Below are 19,577 nucleotides of genomic sequence, written 5' to 3'. Positions count from 1 at the left end.
GCTAAGTCTGCACGTAATGCGTTTAAGGGTGGCTTACATCAGCAAATTAAAGAGTTAAATAAATTGCTACGTAGTCAACGTGATGCTTTAAGAAAAATGACTTAGGGAAGTATTTGTAACCGTGAAGAAGTCTTGCCGCGCGATATTTTTGCATAGACTGAAAAGCCAAGCTGAATCTCTCCTCTCAAAATGCTTATACATACCTGATATGTCTGTAAACATTAGATTAACTCAATAAATACAGATAGTTAATTTATTTGTGTAAAAAATTATGTAAACAATAATCGTATATTAGTGATTTTCCGCCTAAATTCTTTACACTTCTAAATTCATTTAATTGACTGCTTCCGGCCCAAAGTGGCCACTCAGATAGTCTCCCCACACAATCTATTTCCATTCAAGTGGTCGACAAAACACTTACATCAAAAATGATGTGAATGGAGATGGCTCTATAACTAATCAATTGTTTTATCTTAGTTAACAGATAGTTAATACTAAACGCGCAATATATTCAATTGTAAATTAATGTTAAATACTTCTCGCATGCAAGCTTATAAGATAAAGTACTAAAGGACATATTTTAAATAACCATAATGGGAGCAAGTATGAATCGTTCGTACAGAAGTGTATGGAATGTAGCGCTGGGCGCATGGGTGGCAGTATCGGAAATCACACGGACGTGTGGTAAGCGCGGCAGCGCCACGGTAGTTGCAAACGCTTTACCACTCTTGGTAGGAGTCGCGCTGGCATCAGCATTACCAGCAAATGCTGCTGACTATAATACAGGTGCTGGTACAACGCAGGTTGAAGGCAGCATTTTGAGCGGCGCTGATGCTTTGGACAAGCAAGGTGCTGGTACGCTGGAGATGACAGGAATCAACACCTATACCGGCGTGACCACTATCAACGCCGGCACACTCAGCTTAACGGGCGCGGGCAGCATTGCTCAATCGAGCAAAGTCGTGGCAAACGGCACTTTTGATATTTCTGGTATTACATCAACCGGCACATCAATTAAATCACTATCTGGCAGCAATACTGGTATTGTTAACTTGGGGACGAAAACACTCACCATCACTAATGCCAGCGATACCTATGCGGGTAACATAAACGGCACCGGTAACTTGACACTAAATGGTGGCACTCAAACACTTACTGGTACAAGCGATGTTCATATCCTTACGGTTAATGCGGGCGAATTACGCCTAACCGATGGCGCGCAAATGACAATTACTACTACAGCGGTGAATGATAATGCAGTTATCGCGGGTAGTGGCGGCGCGGCGGCAGTGATGACTGTGATAGGCCCAACAACAACGCTGAACATGAACGGGCCTGGTACAGTTTGGGTCGGTACTACAGGCAATACTAGCGGGGTGCTCAACATTGGGGCAGGTGCTCAAGTCAGTTTAGACTCACTTAATTCAGGACGCGCAGTGAGTAGTGGTTTTTATGGGGTTACCAATGTCTCGGGTGCAGGCACACTACTGGATGCGGGTTCAATTCAAGTTGGGGGAGCTGCTTCTGGTGGCAGTCGGTCGGAGGTTAATGTTAGTGGCGGTGCCACAGTACTTTCTGACACTCATAGCTCCGGAACTGCAGCGCGAGCAGGTGTCCTTGCGAGTACGACTCTATCTGGCACGGGGACCAATTGGACCAACACCGGAGCACTGTCACTTTATTCTGGGTCGCTAGATGTATTAGACGGCGCTACTTATCAAACGAATACCGCACGTATCGGCGGCTATAACTTATGGACTGCAGCTCATACAGCCCTTTTAAATGTAACTGGTGGCGGATCGAGCTTCACAAGTATTGGCGACATGAATGTTGGCACGACCAACACAACCCGCGGCGATATCAGGTTATCCAATGACGGTAAAATTGAAGTAGATGGCAATGTGGTACTGGGACAAGTGGCTGGCAGCACAGGTGTGCTAAATATCGGTGGTGCGGAAGGTGGTATCGCACAAGCTGCAGGTACATGGGTGGCATCCAATGTGAACTTCGGGCCAGGGACGGGTCGAATCAATTTCAACCATACGGGCGCGGCTTTCAACTTTAATTCCATCATTTCCGGTTTAGGTACCATTAACCAAAATGGTTCAGGCTTAACTACGCTTACGGCTAACAGCAGCGCCTTCACCGGCATAACAAACGTCAATGCTGGCACACTTTCCGTGAACGGTATCTTGGGCGGCACCATGCAAGTAAATGGCGGACGTCTGCAAGGCATAGGACAAGTGGGTGACACCACCAACTTTGCTGGTGGTACTATCGCTCCAGGCAACTCTATCGGCACACTACTGATTGCCGGTAACTATATTGGCAGCGGCGGTGTACTAGAGATGGAAGCCGTATTAGCTGGCACTGGTTCACCTGCCGACCGCTTGCTTATCAGTGGCAACGCCACTGGTAACACAGTGGTGAATGTCATTAATACTGGCGGCGCAGGTGCATTAACTGGCGCAAGCAACACCGATGGTATTTCCATTATCCAAGTAGGTGGCACCAGCACAGCAAGTACCTTTCAATTGGCAGGTGGCTATGCTGTAGCTGGACCATACCAATACATATTAAAAGCATTTGACCCAGCTACTTCTGCAGCAGGTGAGGTTGACCCTTTACTGGGTGCAACCCCATTCTGGGATTACCGTCTACAGTCTCTAATCGACAGCAGCGGCAATCCTGTTGCAGTACCGCAAGTTGCCGGCTATCAGGCCATGCCAACTGGCGCAGTGCGTTATGGCGCATCGCTGCTTGATTCAGTACACAAACGACTGGGTGAGCTTCGTGAAACAGCAACACTGCAGAATAAAATCGGCAGTACTGAACAACGCAGTAAAGAAGTCTTCTTAAGAACGCAAGGCTCCAGCAGTGATGTTTCTGGCAACAGTGCTTCAGGCTACGATCAAGACATCTGGTACGTGCAAGCGGGGGGCAATCTGTTTGGACGTGACATGGCCGATGGCGCTGAACTACGCATCGGCGGTGCATTAAGCATCGGTGGATCCAAACTCAATGCTGATGAATCTAGTGCCAAGGTTGACCTACGCGGTACAACACTGGCACTCACCTCCACCTATCAAGCTGCTGCTGGTTGGTATCTGGATGCGGTAGCACAGGGTACGCGCTACACGTCAGAAATAACCACCAGCCAACGCGGTGAAACCGGTGACCCAAAAGGCTGGGGCTGGGGTCTTTCACTTGAAGGCGGTTATCCATTTGATATGGGTAATGGTTTGATTGTAGAGCCACAAGCACAACTGAGTTACCAACGTATCCGTTTTGACAAATTTACAGATATTGACAGCATTGATGTCGATTTAAATGGTGGAGAAAGTCTGCGTGGGCGATTCGGCGGACGTGTGCTGAAAACCATCACCACTAACATCGACAGACAGTGGACACCATACGTTGAAGCCAACCTGTTACATGAATTCCTCAGCGATGGCAGCATCACTGCGAGCAATGTCCGGTTTGATTCGGAATCAATGGGTACCAGCCTGCAATTTGGCGGCGGTCTAAATGCACGACTTGGCCTTAACTCATCTGTATTTGCCAGTCTGAGTTACGAGAAAGGTTTGACTAGCGCTTCTGCGGATGTTTGGGGAGGCAATGTAGGGGTGCGAGTTGATTTTTAATTAATTGGTTCCGCTGATTAGATGCTAGTTAAAAGCCCCTTAATTGGGGCTTTTCTAATGGAGCAACTATGATTTTTAAACTGTGATGAGTGGCTACTTTGGGCCGAACCTCTCTCATTCAAGGTTGCATTTTGCGGCCCATAGCAGCCTCTCAATTAAATGAGTTCGAGCCCATATCGAGAAGGCAATCTAGCACGTAGATTAGAGCTTTTGCTACTCAAGTTCAATACCTCTAAGATTCACAATTTGAATTATCTAAGCTAGCCTGTTAGGCTACGAAATATACGTATCTATAGCCCCCCGTGTTACATGGACGGGGAGCTATGGCTGAATTCCAAAAGAGGCGCAAAGGGGCATTAGTCATGGTAGAGGTAGATGAGCTCATTGAAAGACTTGATCAAAATCAGAATATCGATCGAGTTCGATTAGATATATTAAATTTAATCTCAAAGTGCCTAAACGATTTGCGCGGAACTTTCGGTTGCTGGGAGAAAGAACACATGGCAAAAGCTATTGTTTTTTTATCTTATAACTTTTCGTCACACCCATCTTCTACCTTTTGGCTCAGGACTTCTCTAAGCTATGTAGAGAAGGCATTTTCCCCACCTGAAATGCGTTCAGAAAACGTTCGTTTTAGCGAGGAATGTGATTCTCTTACCCTTGAACAGCTTGTAGCTGATGTCCAGAAGCTAGGCGCCTTAACGCTACCAACCCAATAGATATCTAGGAAAGTAATGAGGGCAACAGAATTCTTTAAGCTAAACATTTATGAATATACTCGCCCTTGGAAGCTGATCACATTTAGCTTAGGTTTAAGTTTATTAATTATTGGCTCAATTTTCTATAATGCGCCAGATTGGGATTTTCCAATAAGCGTTATCATGGCAACCATTACATATTTTTTTGCGCCGTGGTCACTCCGAATAATTCTAAAACGATTTTGGAAGTTTTTTCCCGCAATGTTATTAATTACTTGGTTTGCTGTGGATGGTTCTTATTGGATTTACTGGAGCTATCAGAATCCAGAAGCTTTGGTGATGCGAGATGTGAACTTTCCTGCATCTTTAAGTTTGTATGGAATTTGTGGGTTATTATGGCTTTATCAAGGAAGCTTAAAAGATCTGTTCAATGAGGTTCGTTTTTACACAAAACTTATCTTTAATCAAAATTGATACTCAATCAAAAAGGAATGCAATATGTATGATTTCGCATTAATTGCACTTTTATTAACAATATCGCTATTATTATTTTTTACATACAGACACTTGAAGATTCTTACGCGCTTAGTAAAACCAAATGCATTTAATAGCATAAAAATAAATCGCAAAGAAAATCCTAAGATTTCAAGCTCGAATTATGTATGGCTTCAAGAGATTATTGAGGAGGATATGTCTATTCATGCGACCGGCACCTATAAGTCTCTAAAAGCAAAGGGCGTTATGGATTTTCCTAACAACGACTATGAAGACTATACCAAATTCTGTGATATTACGTTTATCATAACATGCAGTGATAGCCCTACTGCACCAAGTGAAAATTGGGCTGGATTCATTGTAGCTGCAAACAAAAAGTTTGAAAAAAGCCCATATATCAATATGACGATACAACTAAGTAAAGAAGGTTATGAAGCGTTCAAATTATTGTTTGATCAAATAGCAATTACTAACCGAAATCCACAAGAACTACTAGATACTGGAATGGATATTGAATTGTTTGTTGCAGGCGAGATAATTGAAATTGGGGACTCAGAAGCAATTGGAATCAAAGAAATTGACCAGATCAAATTAAAACCACACTCTGAAATTAGTGTTTACGATCACATAATCTCAAGGCTTCCTTATTACAAGACCTCATTTGAAAAAGAGCATCTACTTAACTGTCTAAATGGTAGAAGAAATCTTAACTAAGAAATTTTCTTTTTGTATCATATCGCACACATTTAGTAACTTAAGTCTGGTCTAGGAGATTTGAAACTTAAGAATCCAGTTACTAGATTTGTCAGAATTGGTAAGCCTGTGATGGCTCGAACGAATGACTGCTTTGGGCCGAAACCGTCGGTATTTAACGGCCCTAAGCAGTCTGCGGCCAACTTGCTTTATCTGGCAACTATGATGACAAAGCGGTAAGTCACCAAACGTTACACTATGGATGAGTCTGTGTTAAATCCAACACCCTAATATCATTGTAGTTGTTTTAGCACCATAAATTTACGGTGATTTTTCAAAAAATATTTTAATCAATAACAAATTGTCATATGAGTAATAATATTATCGTTTAATATAACTAAATACCGATGTGTCCTTTAAACGAACCTTGATACTAGGTAAGCGAACATTAGATGCAAAGCTTCAATCCATTTTATAATCAAAATTTTCTGAAATTAATAATTCAGCTATCGACTCTTTGTTTCTTATTATCCTGGCCTCAGTTATCTCTCATTGCTGCCGAAACTATAACATCAGATAAAATTAGCAGCTCTCAAAAAACTAATCGTACTCAAGAGTTAGAAGCCAGACTCACGCCCAATGAGAAAGAATGGCTTAAAAAAAACCAGAATTTAAAAGTAGCCGTTAAAAGTGGATGGATGCCAATTGAGTTCAAGCTGGAAAGTGAAGATCATCGTGGCTTATCGATTGACTACTTAACTCGTTTAGCGGATATATTACACATCAATTTTACCATCACTAATTATGTAGATGATATCTCCCCAGAGGATGCAGACATCATTTCAGGGGTTAGTAATAAAAATCTGAAAAACCCTAATTTCCGCCTAGTCAATCAACCATTTCTAGTTTTTCCTTTAGCAATCTATACCAATAAAAATATAGAGAAGCAATCAAAAATTAAGTCTTTAGAACAACTAAACAATGCGCGTGTTGCAATTTTTAAACATGGTTTGATTGGGCAGAAAGTAAGTGAAAATTACCCGAAAATAAAATTAGTCTATGTTGATTTAGCAGATGAAGCATTTGAGAAATTAAGAGCGGGGACAGTTGAAGCTTACATAGGTAACGAAATGGTCGTCGATTATCATATAGCTTTTAATCGCTTAAAGTTTACAGAAAAATCAGGACTAACACCCTTTTCATCTGAGGTTTCAATGGCTGTTAGGAGTGATCAGCCAGAGCTTGCCTCAATCCTCGAAAAGGGATTGGCAGTAATTGAACCTGACAGTGAGGAATTGCTCGAAAAATGGAAAGTTACTGATACAAAAAATTACTATTTTCTCAACGCAGCACTTGGCCTAATATCCATAATACTTATATTAGGCATAGTCAGATTTTATCGATTTAAGGTAACTATTAAGAAAAAAGAGGCCGAATCTCAACAACTAATTTGGTATCAGGCAAATTTCGACTATCTTACCAAATTAGCCAATAGACACTTGCTACACAACCGCTTAGAGCAAGCACTAGGTAAGGCAAGTAGAACTAATTTACTTGTAGGTCTACTGTACATTGATTTGGATAACTTCAAGCGCGTTAATGATCAATCAGGTCATTCCATCGGCGATAAATTATTGGTAGATGCTGCTGATCGTATTAGTGGGTGCGTTAGATCATCTGATACCACCGCACGCATTGGCGGGGATGAGTTCATGGTGATACTAACCGAATTAAAAGACATTTACAGCTTGGAAAACTCCTGTCAAAAAATATTAACAGAACTCGAAAAACCCTTTTCTATCGATAACCACATATTTTTTATTTCAGCGAGTATAGGAGTTACTTTATATCCAGATGATAGCCAAAGCTCTGAAGCCTTGCTCCTCTATGCCGATCAGGCCATGTATGAAGCTAAAAAACTTGGCCGCAATCGATATCAATTTTTTACACAATCGATGCAAGCTGATTCATCAAAAAGATTATCAATTGCTAATGACTTAAGAAGTGCAATTCATAATGGCGAATTCGTTGTTTATTACCAGCCAATTATCAACCTAAAAGACTTAAGTATCACTAAAGCAGAAGCGCTGATTAGGTGGGATCATCCTACAAAAGGCTTCATTAGCCCACTAGATTTTATTTCAATCGCAGAAGAAACAGGGTTAATAGACTCATTAGGGCAATGGGTGTTGCAACAAGCATTAAAAGATTTATCTATAATTCGCAATCACCTTGGTACTGACTTTCAGTTAAGCATAAACGTTTCCCCTTATCAGTTTCATCATCCAGAGAACCTTTTAAGTTGGATGAGAAACATCGAAACACAAGGCATTCCAGGAGGCTGCATTTCTCTAGAGATTACAGAAGGACTTCTTTTAGAAGCCTCCAATACTGTGTTAGATACTTTGTCTGCTGTGAGAGATGCAGGAATTGAACTTGCCATCGATGACTTTGGCACTGGGTATTCAGCACTTGCTTACTTGAAAAAATTTGATATCAACTATATAAAAATAGATAAATCTTTTATTCAAAATCTCACTTCTGACAATCATGACGCTGTCCTTTGTGAAGCTATCATCCATATGGCCCAAAAACTAAACATTAAAATTATTGCTGAAGGGATAGAAACTGTTAACCAGAAAGATTTTTTGAACGAGTTTAGATGTGATTATGGACAAGGATATTTATTTGCAAGACCAGGGCCTGTAGAACAGCTTTTAAAACTTTTAGAGGCACCTGATAGACATTTTTAGAGCTTTTAAGCTATACATAAAGTGTACACAAAAGCCTCTCAAAGATATTTTTATATCTTTAAACAATCATAGTGAATGATTGTCATTGGACTTCACCCGCTTCATATCGAACGTGGTTAACCTCATCAACACTGAGGTTGTCGTTGATGCGGAATACATATATATGAAAATTGGCTCCGCTGATATTCAATTGAGAATCGGCATCCTCGTCTAATTCTTTTATGCTTCTGTAGTTGTTGCTAAGTGGGTTTCTTAGGCTGCTCCGGCAAACGACAAGTATCCCATCCGCTTGACGTAGGTTTTCCGTTGCAAACCAACCTTGTTTTCGTAAAACAGCTCTCGCTTCTGCGCGGGTGGATAGGCTATGCGCAATAACAGCCACATTTAACCCCCTTTCAGCTTTGACCGGGAAGGATAGTAAGATGGCAGCAAATAACAATGAAACTATCATTAAAACTAGTCGTATGTATTTTTGCATGGTCGTCATCCCTTTGTTTTGTTTATATTTTTATCAATCTCAGATAGCTATATTAATTCATTTTAATTAAATTCAATCTTGCTCAATATGAACAACCCTACCTGCGCTAAAAGTCACGGCAAAATCTGGGAAATACTTCTTCATGTAGTGATTGAAATGATTCAAGTTGATATTTTATTAAGCAATCCATTGATAAAAATATTTTATTATTAGTCAGTAATTTTTGCATAAGAAGGTCCGCTATGGGCCGTAAGTTGCCATTTATCAAATTGGTATTGCTCAACCCAAAGTTACTTTGTAACGGAAAAAAATCAAAAAATATTTAGTGGTAATCAAAATTTTACCAACAAACTTTATTCATTCTCTTCGAAACCTTTTATTGCAGCGGCAACGGCTTCTGCATTGCAAGATTCAGATTATCATAACTGGCTTAAAGCCGATCATGATACAGCTTTGCGATTATTGAAATTAGCACCAGAGGGCTTTTTAAAGTCTATTCCGTATCCACGTTAATAAAGTGGGTGTGCGCACTGCTAGTTGGTATTTTAACGTGAGTTATTTTTGACGGAATGCAAGTTGTAGACATAAAATGGAAATGCTTCCCGAAGCTTGACGACGCAGGAGTCATTTTTTCATCAAACAAGGAGTTGAGAGCTAAAGCGATAAATTAAAGATTTGTAGCAATAGCAAAACATAAGACCACATAATTGTGGGTTTTTGTTGTTCAAATATGTATACGTACGAAGCCTAGCAAAAATTATTTAGGGCATACATAGGGCACGAAAGCCAGAAAAACAAAATGGCTTACAACTGAAAATCTGCAAGCCATTGTTTTTATTGGTCGGGACAGCAAGATTCGAACTTGCGACCCCATGCCCCCCAGGCATGTACGCTACCAGGCTGCGCTATGCCCCGAACCGCACTACTAGTTTCGTAGTGAGCCAGCATTATAAATCAAACACGCATGCTATCAAAAGCGATTTAACTCACAAGCGGATTTAAATTGGGTGTCCAAAAGTTAATGCCGCTTAAAGCGGCATTAAAGGATTGATTCGTTAAAGTAACTTAATAAAGTGTTTTAAGTGCGAAGCAGTTGAATAACTGCACGAATTTCATTTTTAAATAACAGCAAATCAATCCCGGCGTTAGCTTCCGGTTGTTTATCTGCAATTGATTGCACATCAACTTGAAGTATGGGCGATGCAATTTCAGCTTTAACATCCGCACCATCTAAACGATTACGCGCGCCACTGATGGTGAAACCTTGCTCGTAGAGCAACTCACGAATTTTACGGATAAGTAACACTTCATGATGTTGATAATAGCGGCGATTACCGCGACGCTTTACTGGTTTAAGTTGCGTGAATTCCTGCTCCCAATAGCGCAATACGTGTGGTTTTACCCCGCACAGCTCACTTACCTCTCCAATCGTAAAATAACGTTTGGCCGGGATTGGTGGCAATTGCATTTTGGGTGTTGAATCTAGCATCGTTAATTTTGTATATAAACTAATAACCTAATTTAATTTGGAAAGCTGTCAGTACAAGGCCAGATTAAACTGTTGAAGCGTAATGCTCTTCAACTCTGCTTTTTAGTTTTTGACTCGCGTGAAAAGTCACAACCCGGCGCGCTGTAATCGGTATTTCTTCACCTGTTTTTGGGTTACGACCTGGGCGCTCAGACTTTTTGCGTAATTCAAAATTACCAAAGCCAGATAACTTAACACTATCACCCGTTTCTAAAGCGGTGCGTACTTCCTCAAAAAACGCCTCTACCATATCTTTTGCCTCGCGCTTATTTAAGCCTACTTGCTCAAATAACAAATCGGCTAAATCAGCCTTTGTTAAAGTCATACACTTCCCCTGAACGTCTTCTTATTCATTAATTTCCCGCTATTTTACTGGCTTGTTTCACTGCAAAGACTGACTAATTACGCAATGATGCACCAAATTGATTTTCTAATAATTTTAGCAACTGCGCCATTGCAGCTTCGGCTTCAATATCTACCAAAGTTTTATGAGTATCTTGCATAAGTACCGATAATGCAAGGCTTTTTTTATTCTCAGGAATACCTTTTCCCTGATATATATCAAATAGTTGCACCTGTGTCACAAGTGGAATTTTGGCATTTGTGACAGCATTAATTATTTCTTGAACAGGCTTATTTACATCGACAATAACGGCTAAATCACGACGTATGGCCAGTGTTTTTGGCACCTCAAAATAGCTGGCAACTGGCTTTTGCAATAAAGGCGAAACTTCTAATTCGAATAAAAAACAATTTTTAGCTAAGCCGTAATGTTGCTGCCATTTGGGATGCAACTTGCCCAACCAACCAATTGGGTTGCCATCAAGATAAATACGTGCAGATTGGCCTGGATGCAAAGCAGTATGCGTTTCCAGGCGATACTCAGCATTCCCTTGTGTTAATTGTTCTATTGTCGCTTTAACATCATAAAAATCGACATCTTTAGATGTGGCACCCCATTGCTCTGGCTGAAACGCACCGTAAAATAAGCCCGCGACCCGCGCCTGTTCATCAAAACCTTGTGGTGTCTGATGATAGCTTGAACCAACTTCAAACAACATCGCGCGCTCTTGCTTACGATTGATATTATAAGTCAACGTATCGAGTAAACCGCCCCATAAGCCGCTACGCATCACACTTAAATTGCTTGCGATTGGATTTTTAAGCTTGATAGGGTTTGCATTTCCCAATAAATCACGTTCCCAGCTTTCATCTACAAAGCTATAGGTAATAATCTCTTGGTAGCCCTGTGCTTGCAAAGCGTCATGCAACCATGCCGCGCTTAATGCAGACTCTGGTGCATTAAGCATGCTTAAATTAGCAGATGGCGTGATGGCCGGGATTTTATCGTAGCCGTGTAAGCGCGCAATTTCTTCAATTAAATCTTCTTCACGGGCAATATCAAAACGATAACTTGGTGCTTTAATCACAAAAATATCATCATTTTCTGTGAACTTAAAACCTAATTGTGTGAGTAGAATACCGACTGTTTGTTTGGGTATGGTAATCCCCAACACAGAACATAAGCGTGAATAGCGCAATGTGACAGAAACACGCTCTGGCAACTGATTAACCACTTCACTTATTTCACCAGCTTTACCGCCACAAATTTGCAGTACTAAATCCGTTGCACGTTCCAAAGCCAATTTGGTATGACCAAAATCCACGCCACGCTCAAAACGATAGGATGAGTCAGTGCTTAAACCTAATCGACGTGCCTTACCTGCGATTGTATCTGGTGTGAAAAATGCGCTTTCTAAAAATATTGCTGTTGTTGCATCTGTCACTGATGTAGGCTCGCCGCCCATAATACCTGCCAATGCAATCGCGCCACTGTTATCGGCAATCACTAAATCATCGCCGGCCAATTTAATGTCCGTATTATTTAACAGCTTAATTTGCTCATTTTCTGACGCAAATCGAACGTTAATCGCACCGTTTAGTGTTGCCAAATCAAATGCATGCATCGGCTGGCCAAGTTCCAGCAACACGTAATTCGTAATATCCACAATCGCACTAATGCTACGAACACCGCTGCGCTCAAGATTGCGAATCATCCAATCAGGTGTTTTTGCTTGTGCATTTACACTTTCGATCACACGGCCATAATATGCAGGGCATGCCTGTTTTGCAGCAACATTAACGGCTTGTATTTTGGTGCTTTCAATCTTTGCCGTATTTAAAACAGGTAGCGTTAGAGGCGCGCCTGTAATAGCTGTCACATCGCGCGCTATACCTAAAATACTTAAACAATCAGCACGATTTGGTGTGAGCTTTAATGTGAAAGCGTAGTCATTTAGATATAAATATTCGCGGATATCTTGGCCTGCTACAGCATCGTCTGGGAGTTCCAACAATCCATTGGCTTCTGCCGCCAAACCAAGCTCTTTAGCAGAACACAACATGCCAAAAGATTCCACACCGCGTACTTTTGCCTGCTTAATGGATATGCCGGGCAGTTCCGCTCCCACCAACGCGCACGGCACTTTTAAACCTACTCGCGCGTTGCTGGCACCGCATACGATTTGCAAAATTTCTTTGCCAACATTAACTTTACACACTTGCAAGCGATCCGCATCCGGATGTTTGATTGCCTCGATAACTTCGCCAATAACAATACTGTCAAACGCTGGCGCAACAGGCGCCATCTCCTCTACCTCTAGCCCAGCCATTGTCAGCGCATGACCCAGCTGTACTGATGTCATTGAAGGATTTACAAAAGTACGTAACCAGTTTTCTGAAAATTGCATATAGTCTATTAATTAGCTTGATTATTTAAATTGCGATAAAAAACGCAAGTCATTATTAAAGAAATGGCGTAAGTCATTCACGCCATAGCGCAACATAGCCAAACGTTCTACGCCTAAGCCAAAGGCAAAGCCGCGATATTTTTCATTATCGATATTCACATGTTTAAATACTTCCGGATGCACCATGCCGCAACCACCGATTTCTAGCCAACCACCATTCCAGCTCATATCCATCTCAGCAGATGGTTCTGTAAATGGAAAAAATGAAGGCCTGAATCTGACTGTTAAATCATCGCGTTCAAAGAATTTCTGCAAGAAATCCTGAACAACGCCTTTAAGATTTGCGAAACTGATATTTTCATCCACCCACAAACCTTCTACCTGATGAAACATCGGCGAGTGCGTTGCATCTGAATCCACACGATACACACGCCCAGGCGCGATAATTTTAAGCGGTGGTGTCTGGTTATTTTTTAAAGCATTTTCCATGTAATGCACTTGTACAGGTGATGTGTGCGTACGCAATACAAAGTCGGTTCTTTTATCATCCTTTTGCAGATGGTTGGCATCCACATAGAACGTATCGTGCATGGCACGCGCAGGATGATTCTCAGGGATATTCAGTGCGGTAAAGTTATAAAAATCTGTTTCGATCTCAGGGCCCGTTGCCACATCAAAACCAATAGAGTGAAATAATTGCTCAATACGTCGCAAAGTTAAAGTCACAGGATGGAGTCCACCTTGAGACTGTGCACGTGCCGGCAAGCTTACATCCAACGACTCAGCGGCTAGTTGCTTCGCCTGCTCTGCGCTTAAAATTGCCTCTCTACGTGCATTTAGCGCGGCTTCAACTGCCTGCTTCACAACATTAATTGCGGCTCCTGCGGCGGGACGCTCTCCATTCGACAGCTTACCTAAGCCTTTAAGCGCTTCGGTTAACGCACCCGTTTTACCCAAGTATTTGGCTTTAGCATTTTCCAATGCGGGCATATCATCACAAACACTAAAGTCCGCTTGCGACTCTGAAATAAGATTTTCTAAATTAACCATACGCTATTTTAACTTAAAGTAATGAGTTTGTTGATGTTTAACTGATTGATTATGAATAAATATTTACTTTTTACCCATAAAAAAAGAGGCCGTAGCCTCTTTTTTACTTAGCCTGATTTAAGCATTCACGGCTTAAGCCGCTAAGCCAGTTTTAGCTAACTCAACAAATTTAGCAAACGCTACTTTGTCAAATACTGCCAAATCGGCAAGTACTTTACGATCCACTTCAATCGCAGCTTTTTTCAAGCCATTCATGAAACGGCTATATGTCAAACCACATTCACGTGCGCCAGCATTGATACGTGCAATCCACAAGGTGCGGAATTGACGTTTTTTCTGACGACGGTCACGGTATGCATATTGACCTGCTTTCATTACCGCTTGCTTGGCAACGCGGTAAACGTTTTTACGACGACCGCGATAACCTTTAGCGGCTTTTAATACTTTTTTATGTCTTGCGCGAGCGATGACACCACGTTTTACTCTAGGCATATCGGTCTCCTTATTGTGTTGGCATCATTGCGCGAACGCGTTTGACGTCAGTTGGTGAGATGATAGCCGTGCCGCGCAATTTACGTTTTTGCTTGGTGGTTTTCTTGGTTAGGATATGACGCAAATGTGAGTGCGTACGCTTCACTTTACCGTTACCTAAGAACTTAAAGCGCTTTTTGGCGCTGCTCTTTGTTTTCATTTTTGGCATTTTTTTCTCCTTTGAGAGTTGTTAAGAGTGCCTAGGCATGCCATTTCGCCGTATCACTCAGAAAAATCTTAATTATTCAGTTGCTGCTACTTCTGTTTTTTCAGCAGGTTTTGCTACTTTTGCTGGCTTAGCCACTACTTTCTCTACTTTTTTAGGTGCTAACACCATCACCATTTGACGGCCTTCCATTTTAGGAAACTGCTCGACCACTGCGTGCTCTGACAAATCGGCTTCTACGCGCCTTAATAGTGCCAAACCAAATTCCTGATGTGTAATCTCACGACCTCTAAAGCGCAATGTGATTTTTGCTTTATCACCCTCACCCAAAAAGCGGATGATGTTACGTACTTTAATATTGTAATCACCGTCATCCGTACCCGGACGAAACTTGATCTCTTTAATAACCACTTGTTTTTGTTTAAGTTTTTGCTCGTGCTGACGCTTACTTTCGGCATACTTAAACTTACCGTAATCCATCAACCTGCACACTGGTGGAGTGGCGTTTGGCGCAATCTCTACCAAATCAATATCCGCTTCTTCTGCTTTTGCAAAAGCCTCACGTAGACTCACTATACCCAAGGGCTCGCCTTCTACTCCCACCAAACGAACTTCGGGTGCGGTAATATCCCCGTTAATTCGCGTACCTTTATCTTGTGCTATTGCTGGCTCCTAATCAAAAAAATTAAACCGCGCTACCTTGGAAATTTAGCTCAAACCTTAGCTTCAACCTCTGCTTTTAACCGAGCAATCAGCTCGGCAATCGGCATAGATCCTAGGTCTTCACCCTTTCTGGTACGCACGGCCACATGTCCTGCCTGCATTTCGCGCTCACCTGCAACTAGCAAGTAAGGCATTTTCTGCATCGAATGTTCGCGTATTTTATAGGTAATCTTCTCATTTCTCAAGTCAAAATCGCATCTAATGCCATTTTTCTTTAGATTTTCAACCACTTGCATCACATAATCGGATTGATTTTCAGAAATGTTTAATACCATTGCCTGCACGGGCGCCAGCCAAAGTGGCATCGCACCTGCATAGTTTTCAATCAAGATACCAATAAAACGCTCCATCGAACCAACAATAGCGCGGTGCAGCATAATCGGGCGCTTGCGTGAGTTGTCTTCCGCTACATATTCAGCACCCAAGCGTTCAGGTAGGTTTGGGTCTAGCTGTATCGTACCGCATTGCCACAAACGACCTAATGAATCCTTAAGTGTAAATTCAATTTTAGGGCCGTAAAATGCACCTTCACCAGGCTGATATTCAAAATCTAAGTTATTTAACTTGAGCGCATTTGCAAGCGAAGTTTCTGCCCTATCCCAATCTTCGTCCGTTCCTATACGTTTCTCAGGTCGTGTAGACAACTTAACCAACACATCGTTAAAACCAAAATCGCCATAAGCTTTGTAGAGCATTTTAATAAAGTCGGCGACTTCGGCTTCCACTTGCTCCTCTGTACAGAATATATGTGCATCATCTTGGGTAAAGCCACGCACACGCATCAAGCCGTGCAACGCACCAGACGGTTCGTTGCGGTGACATGAACCGAACTCAGCCAATCTTAATGGCAGATCACGATAACTATGTAAGCTGCTATTAAAAATCTGCACATGACCAGGGCAATTCATCGGCTTAACCGCGTAATCGCGATTTTCAGACTTAGTCACAAACATATTGTCGTGATAATTTTGCCAGTGGCCAGACTTCTCCCACAGCGTTTTATCCATAATGGTCGGTGTGCGCACTTCTTGATAATTGTAATCCTTGAACATTTGACGCATGTACTGCTCAACCTCTTGCCAAATGCTCCAGCCGCGCGGATGCCAGAACACCATGCCAGGTGCATCGTCCTGCATATGAAAATAATCCAGTTGCTTGCCCAATTTACGATGGTCGCGCTTTTCAGCTTCTTCCAGCTGAAACAAATAAGCTTCCAACTCTTCTTTATTGCGCCAAGCTGTGCCGTAAACGCGCTGCAACATCTCGTTGTTGCTATCGCCGCGCCAGTAAGCACCGGCCAACTTCATCAACTTAAAGGCTTTTAACTTACCTGTGTTCGGTACATGCGGGCCACGGCACAAGTCGGTAAAATTGCCTTCAGAGTACAAAGATACATCCTCATTGGCAGGAATTGACGCAATAATTTCTGCTTTGTAATGCTCATTGATGCTTTTGAAATACGCCACGGCTTCATCGCGTGGCAATACTTTGCGCGTGACTTGTTCATCTTTTTTGGCAAGCTCGGCCATTTTCTTTTCAATGGCAATTAAATCTTCTGGCGTAAACGGGCGTTTATACGAAAAGTCATAATAAAAGCCATTGTCTATCACCGGGCCAATGGTCACTTGCGCATCAGGAAACAGTTCTTTGACTGCATAAGCCAGTAAGTGCGCAGTGGAATGGCGAATAACTTCTAAACCGTCATCGGATTTATCCGTAATAATCGCTAAGTCGCTATCCGCTTCAATCAGGTAACTGGTATCGACAAGCTTATTATTCACCTTGCCAGCCAGCGCTGCTTTTGCTAAGCCTGCGCCGATATCCAGCGCAACTTGCGCCACGGTTACTGGTGTATCAAAATTGCGTTGCGAGCCATCTGGTAAGCGAATTACTGGCATATCAAATCCAATGTATGAATATTTTTAAATTTTAAAGTTCACAAAGCTTGAAACAATAAAAGCCGTTTACTTTAACGGCTTTTATTGTTTGTTTTAACCCACTTAATCGTTGATTAAATGCGGTTTTTTTGAATTTCCTGGTAGGCAGTAGCAGATTCGAACTGCTGACCTCTTGGATGTCGACCAAGCGCTCTAACCAACTGAGCTAACCGCCTAATTTTTCGCAATTTTTACGAAGTGCGAATTTTAGCTTAATACAGGCTTGTACGCAAACCCGCACTGCTATAATCCCCTGTGATGACACAAAACACAGAACCGGCGAATTTTAACGCATTAATCGATACACTCAGCTTACAAGGCTATGTTATTTGCGATGATTTTTTGGCAGCAAATACCATTACTGCCTTGTATGATGAAGCCTATAAGCGTCATACCAATAACGACATGGTGCCAGCCAAAACAGGATTAATAAATAAATCACAGCAATCCAATATTCGTGGCGACCATATTTTCTGGCTGGATGCGAATAGTGAGAATATAAATACTCAAGCTTACCTTAGCAAAATGCAAGCATTAAAAGCAGCGCTTAACCAGCAGTTATTCATGAATTTACAATCACTTGAAACACACTTCACCATGTACCCTATTGGTGGGTTTTACCAAAAACATCTAGATCAATTTAATCAAGGCATTCATTCAGCACATGACACAAAAGCACGGCAACTCAGTAGCATCTTGTACTTAAATGCTGATTGGCAAGCAGATGATGGTGGCGAATTAAGACTGTACCTAAATGAGCATGAGCACCTGAATATATTGCCAACTGCGGGCAAATTAGTTCTATTTTTATCGCAAAAATTCTGGCATGAAGTACGTCCAGCAAAACGAGAAAGAATCAGTCTGACAGGCTGGTTCAGAACACGCAGCCAATCGTTACTCTAAGGCTGAAATAAGCGCCGGTATAAACTCGGGCTGGCGTAGCCATCTTGCACTATGCCTTGCGTTGCTTGATATTGCCGAATTGCCGCTTGCGTTTTCAGACCAGGAAAACCGTCGGGCTGCCCACAATCGAATCCCAAATCGTTTAACTTAGATTGCAGTGCCCACATTTGATTAAAACTTAACGCTTCTTTTTCCGCAAAATCGCCAGCCATGATTGGTTTATCGCCAATCAATTGATTCGCTAAATGTACAACCGACAACGCATAGTTGACGGAGCGATTCCAATCCATAATGGCATCAAAATTATTAAACACCATAAAAGCAGGTCCATATTTCCCCTGCGGTAACAAAATCGCAGCATTTTCCTGCGCTGGCAATGCCGAACTTCCAATGTCAAGCACACCTAATTTCGTCCAATCAGCAGTACTTTTGCGATTGTTTAATTGCGCCTGACTATAGTCAAAATCAACTGGCAATTTAACCTCTATTGCTGCCAATTCATTCTTACGCCAACCCACTTTATTTAAGTAATTGGCTGCAGATGAAAATGCATCTGGTAATGATGTCCAAATATTGATGCGTCCATCTGCATCTGCGTCCACCCCATATTTAAGTAAAGTGGAGGGCATAAATTGCATATGCCCCATTGCACCAGCCCAAGAACCGCGCATGCCTGCGACTGTGTTATGGCCGGCATCCACAACACGCATGGTGTCAAATAATTGATTACGGAAAAATGTCGCGCGGCGACCTTCATAGGCCAGCGTCATCAAGCTGGATGGCAAGCTAAAATCACCCTTGTTGCTGCCGTAATTAGTTTCTAAACCCCAAAATGCCATTAGTATTTGTTTCGGCACACCATATTGCACTTCAATTTGACTTAAAAGCGCTTCATGCTCAAACAACAAAGCTCTGCCTTGTGCGATTCGATCAGTAGTGACGCGCTTTTCTACATAACTTAAAAAAGTGGAAATAAACTCTGGCTGCCCTCTGTCAAACACAATCACTCGCGGCAAATATTCAGCACTTTCAAATGTTTCATCAATGGTTTGTGCCGAGATATGCGCAGCTTTCGCCTCTGATTTTAATGCTGCTAACCACGTATCAAAATCACCATTTTCTCCTGCAAAGGATGAAGAGCTGATATTTAAGCAAACGAAGGCACTCACAATTAATTTAAAACCGTTTTTTAACATCTATTTTTAATAATCCTAAAAAGTGCTTCTAA

The 19,577-nt window shown here is 41.9% G+C and carries 16 protein-coding genes and 2 tRNA genes; 6 read left to right on the top strand and 12 right to left on the bottom strand.

Annotation, left to right across the window (positions count from 1 at the left end; genetic code table 11):
- Nucleotides 1–605: 605 nt before the first annotated feature.
- From K370_RS11560 to K370_RS11540, 5 genes are all read left to right on the top strand, one after another.
- Nucleotides 606–3,644: an autotransporter outer membrane beta-barrel domain-containing protein gene (locus K370_RS11560; RefSeq protein WP_052185270.1), complete on the top strand. Its 3,039-nt coding sequence runs from the start codon at nt 606–608 to the stop codon at nt 3,642–3,644.
- Nucleotides 3,645–3,967: 323 nt separating this feature from the next.
- Nucleotides 3,968–4,363 (top strand): hypothetical protein, encoded by a 396-nt coding sequence (locus K370_RS11555; protein ID WP_047542104.1) that lies wholly within the window; start codon nt 3,968–3,970, stop codon nt 4,361–4,363.
- A gap of 15 nt (nt 4,364–4,378) precedes the next feature.
- Nucleotides 4,379–4,816, top strand: coding sequence for a hypothetical protein (locus K370_RS11550; RefSeq protein ID WP_047542102.1), 438 nt, complete (start codon nt 4,379–4,381; stop codon nt 4,814–4,816).
- Between the two features lie 24 nt (nt 4,817–4,840).
- The gene (locus K370_RS11545; RefSeq protein ID WP_047542099.1) at nt 4,841–5,551 is read left to right on the top strand and encodes a hypothetical protein; all 711 of its coding nucleotides are present in this window, start codon (nt 4,841–4,843) and stop codon (nt 5,549–5,551) included.
- 431 nt (nt 5,552–5,982) lie between these two features.
- Nucleotides 5,983–8,283: an EAL domain-containing protein gene (locus K370_RS11540; RefSeq protein ID WP_052185269.1), complete on the top strand. Its 2,301-nt coding sequence runs from the start codon at nt 5,983–5,985 to the stop codon at nt 8,281–8,283.
- An 82-nt stretch (nt 8,284–8,365) separates the two neighbouring features.
- On the opposite strand, the gene K370_RS11535 is transcribed toward K370_RS11540, so the two are convergent.
- The 11 genes from K370_RS11535 to K370_RS11485 form a co-directional block, all read right to left on the bottom strand.
- Entirely contained in the window at nt 8,366–8,761 is a 396-nt protein-coding gene (locus tag K370_RS11535) for a hypothetical protein (RefSeq protein WP_047542097.1), read from the bottom strand.
- A gap of 838 nt (nt 8,762–9,599) precedes the next feature.
- Nucleotides 9,600–9,676, bottom strand: a tRNA-Pro gene (locus K370_RS11530).
- 163 nt (nt 9,677–9,839) lie between these two features.
- Nucleotides 9,840–10,250, bottom strand: coding sequence for a MerR family transcriptional regulator (locus tag K370_RS11525; protein WP_047542095.1), 411 nt, complete (start codon nt 10,248–10,250; stop codon nt 9,840–9,842).
- Nucleotides 10,251–10,314: 64 nt separating this feature from the next.
- A complete protein-coding gene (locus K370_RS11520; RefSeq protein ID WP_047542093.1) occupies nt 10,315–10,614 on the bottom strand; it encodes an integration host factor subunit alpha in 300 nt (99 codons plus the stop codon).
- Nucleotides 10,615–10,687: 73 nt separating this feature from the next.
- Nucleotides 10,688–13,039: a phenylalanine--tRNA ligase subunit beta gene (gene pheT / locus K370_RS11515; protein ID WP_047542091.1), complete on the bottom strand. Its 2,352-nt coding sequence runs from the start codon at nt 13,037–13,039 to the stop codon at nt 10,688–10,690.
- Nucleotides 13,040–13,060: 21 nt separating this feature from the next.
- Nucleotides 13,061–14,089: a phenylalanine--tRNA ligase subunit alpha gene (gene pheS, locus K370_RS11510; protein WP_047542089.1), complete on the bottom strand. Its 1,029-nt coding sequence runs from the start codon at nt 14,087–14,089 to the stop codon at nt 13,061–13,063.
- Nucleotides 14,090–14,221: 132 nt separating this feature from the next.
- Nucleotides 14,222–14,581: a 50S ribosomal protein L20 gene (gene rplT / locus K370_RS11505; RefSeq protein ID WP_047542087.1), complete on the bottom strand. Its 360-nt coding sequence runs from the start codon at nt 14,579–14,581 to the stop codon at nt 14,222–14,224.
- A gap of 10 nt (nt 14,582–14,591) precedes the next feature.
- A complete protein-coding gene (rpmI, locus tag K370_RS11500; RefSeq protein WP_047542085.1) occupies nt 14,592–14,789 on the bottom strand; it encodes a 50S ribosomal protein L35 in 198 nt (65 codons plus the stop codon).
- 72 nt (nt 14,790–14,861) lie between these two features.
- Complete coding sequence (gene infC, locus K370_RS11495; RefSeq protein WP_081977221.1) at nt 14,862–15,449, bottom strand: translation initiation factor IF-3; 588 nt, start codon at nt 15,447–15,449, stop codon at nt 14,862–14,864.
- A 50-nt stretch (nt 15,450–15,499) separates the two neighbouring features.
- Nucleotides 15,500–17,407 (bottom strand): threonine--tRNA ligase, encoded by a 1,908-nt coding sequence (thrS, locus tag K370_RS11490; protein WP_047542082.1) that lies wholly within the window; start codon nt 17,405–17,407, stop codon nt 15,500–15,502.
- A 138-nt stretch (nt 17,408–17,545) separates the two neighbouring features.
- Nucleotides 17,546–17,622, bottom strand: a tRNA-Val gene (locus tag K370_RS11485).
- Nucleotides 17,623–17,704: 82 nt separating this feature from the next.
- Here K370_RS11485 and K370_RS11480 point away from each other — a divergent pair.
- The gene (locus K370_RS11480; RefSeq protein WP_235272754.1) at nt 17,705–18,349 is read left to right on the top strand and encodes a 2OG-Fe(II) oxygenase; all 645 of its coding nucleotides are present in this window, start codon (nt 17,705–17,707) and stop codon (nt 18,347–18,349) included.
- Here K370_RS11480 and K370_RS11475 read toward each other — a convergent pair.
- Nucleotides 18,346–19,545, bottom strand: a complete 1,200-nt coding sequence (locus K370_RS11475; RefSeq protein ID WP_052185268.1) for a lytic murein transglycosylase — start codon at nt 19,543–19,545, stop codon at nt 18,346–18,348. The genes K370_RS11480 and K370_RS11475 overlap by 4 nt on opposite strands.
- Nucleotides 19,546–19,577: the final 32 nt, after the last annotated feature.

It is taken from the genome of Methylotenera versatilis 7, from assembly GCF_000799165.1.
Lineage (GTDB): Bacteria > Pseudomonadota > Gammaproteobacteria > Burkholderiales > Methylophilaceae > Methylotenera_A > Methylotenera_A versatilis_A.
Note: the sequence above shows the minus strand (reverse complement) of the source record. Positions and strands in the feature narration are given on the sequence as shown.

Coding starts and splice junctions, on each gene's coding strand:
- K370_RS11560 (WP_052185270.1), top strand. CDS start 606: ATGAATCGTTCGTACAGAAGTGTATGGAATGTAGCGCTGGGCGCATGG.
- K370_RS11555 (WP_047542104.1), top strand. CDS start 3,968: ATGGCTGAATTCCAAAAGAGGCGCAAAGGGGCATTAGTCATGGTAGAG.
- K370_RS11550 (WP_047542102.1), top strand. CDS start 4,379: ATGAGGGCAACAGAATTCTTTAAGCTAAACATTTATGAATATACTCGC.
- K370_RS11545 (WP_047542099.1), top strand. CDS start 4,841: ATGTATGATTTCGCATTAATTGCACTTTTATTAACAATATCGCTATTA.
- K370_RS11540 (WP_052185269.1), top strand. CDS start 5,983: ATGCAAAGCTTCAATCCATTTTATAATCAAAATTTTCTGAAATTAATA.
- K370_RS11535 (WP_047542097.1), bottom strand. CDS start 8,761: ATGCAAAAATACATACGACTAGTTTTAATGATAGTTTCATTGTTATTT.
- K370_RS11525 (WP_047542095.1), bottom strand. CDS start 10,250: ATGCTAGATTCAACACCCAAAATGCAATTGCCACCAATCCCGGCCAAA.
- K370_RS11520 (WP_047542093.1), bottom strand. CDS start 10,614: ATGACTTTAACAAAGGCTGATTTAGCCGATTTGTTATTTGAGCAAGTA.
- pheT (WP_047542091.1), bottom strand. CDS start 13,039: ATGCAATTTTCAGAAAACTGGTTACGTACTTTTGTAAATCCTTCAATG.
- pheS (WP_047542089.1), bottom strand. CDS start 14,089: ATGGTTAATTTAGAAAATCTTATTTCAGAGTCGCAAGCGGACTTTAGT.
- rplT (WP_047542087.1), bottom strand. CDS start 14,581: ATGCCTAGAGTAAAACGTGGTGTCATCGCTCGCGCAAGACATAAAAAA.
- rpmI (WP_047542085.1), bottom strand. CDS start 14,789: ATGCCAAAAATGAAAACAAAGAGCAGCGCCAAAAAGCGCTTTAAGTTC.
- thrS (WP_047542082.1), bottom strand. CDS start 17,407: ATGCCAGTAATTCGCTTACCAGATGGCTCGCAACGCAATTTTGATACA.
- K370_RS11480 (WP_235272754.1), top strand. CDS start 17,705: ATGACACAAAACACAGAACCGGCGAATTTTAACGCATTAATCGATACA.
- K370_RS11475 (WP_052185268.1), bottom strand. CDS start 19,545: ATGTTAAAAAACGGTTTTAAATTAATTGTGAGTGCCTTCGTTTGCTTA.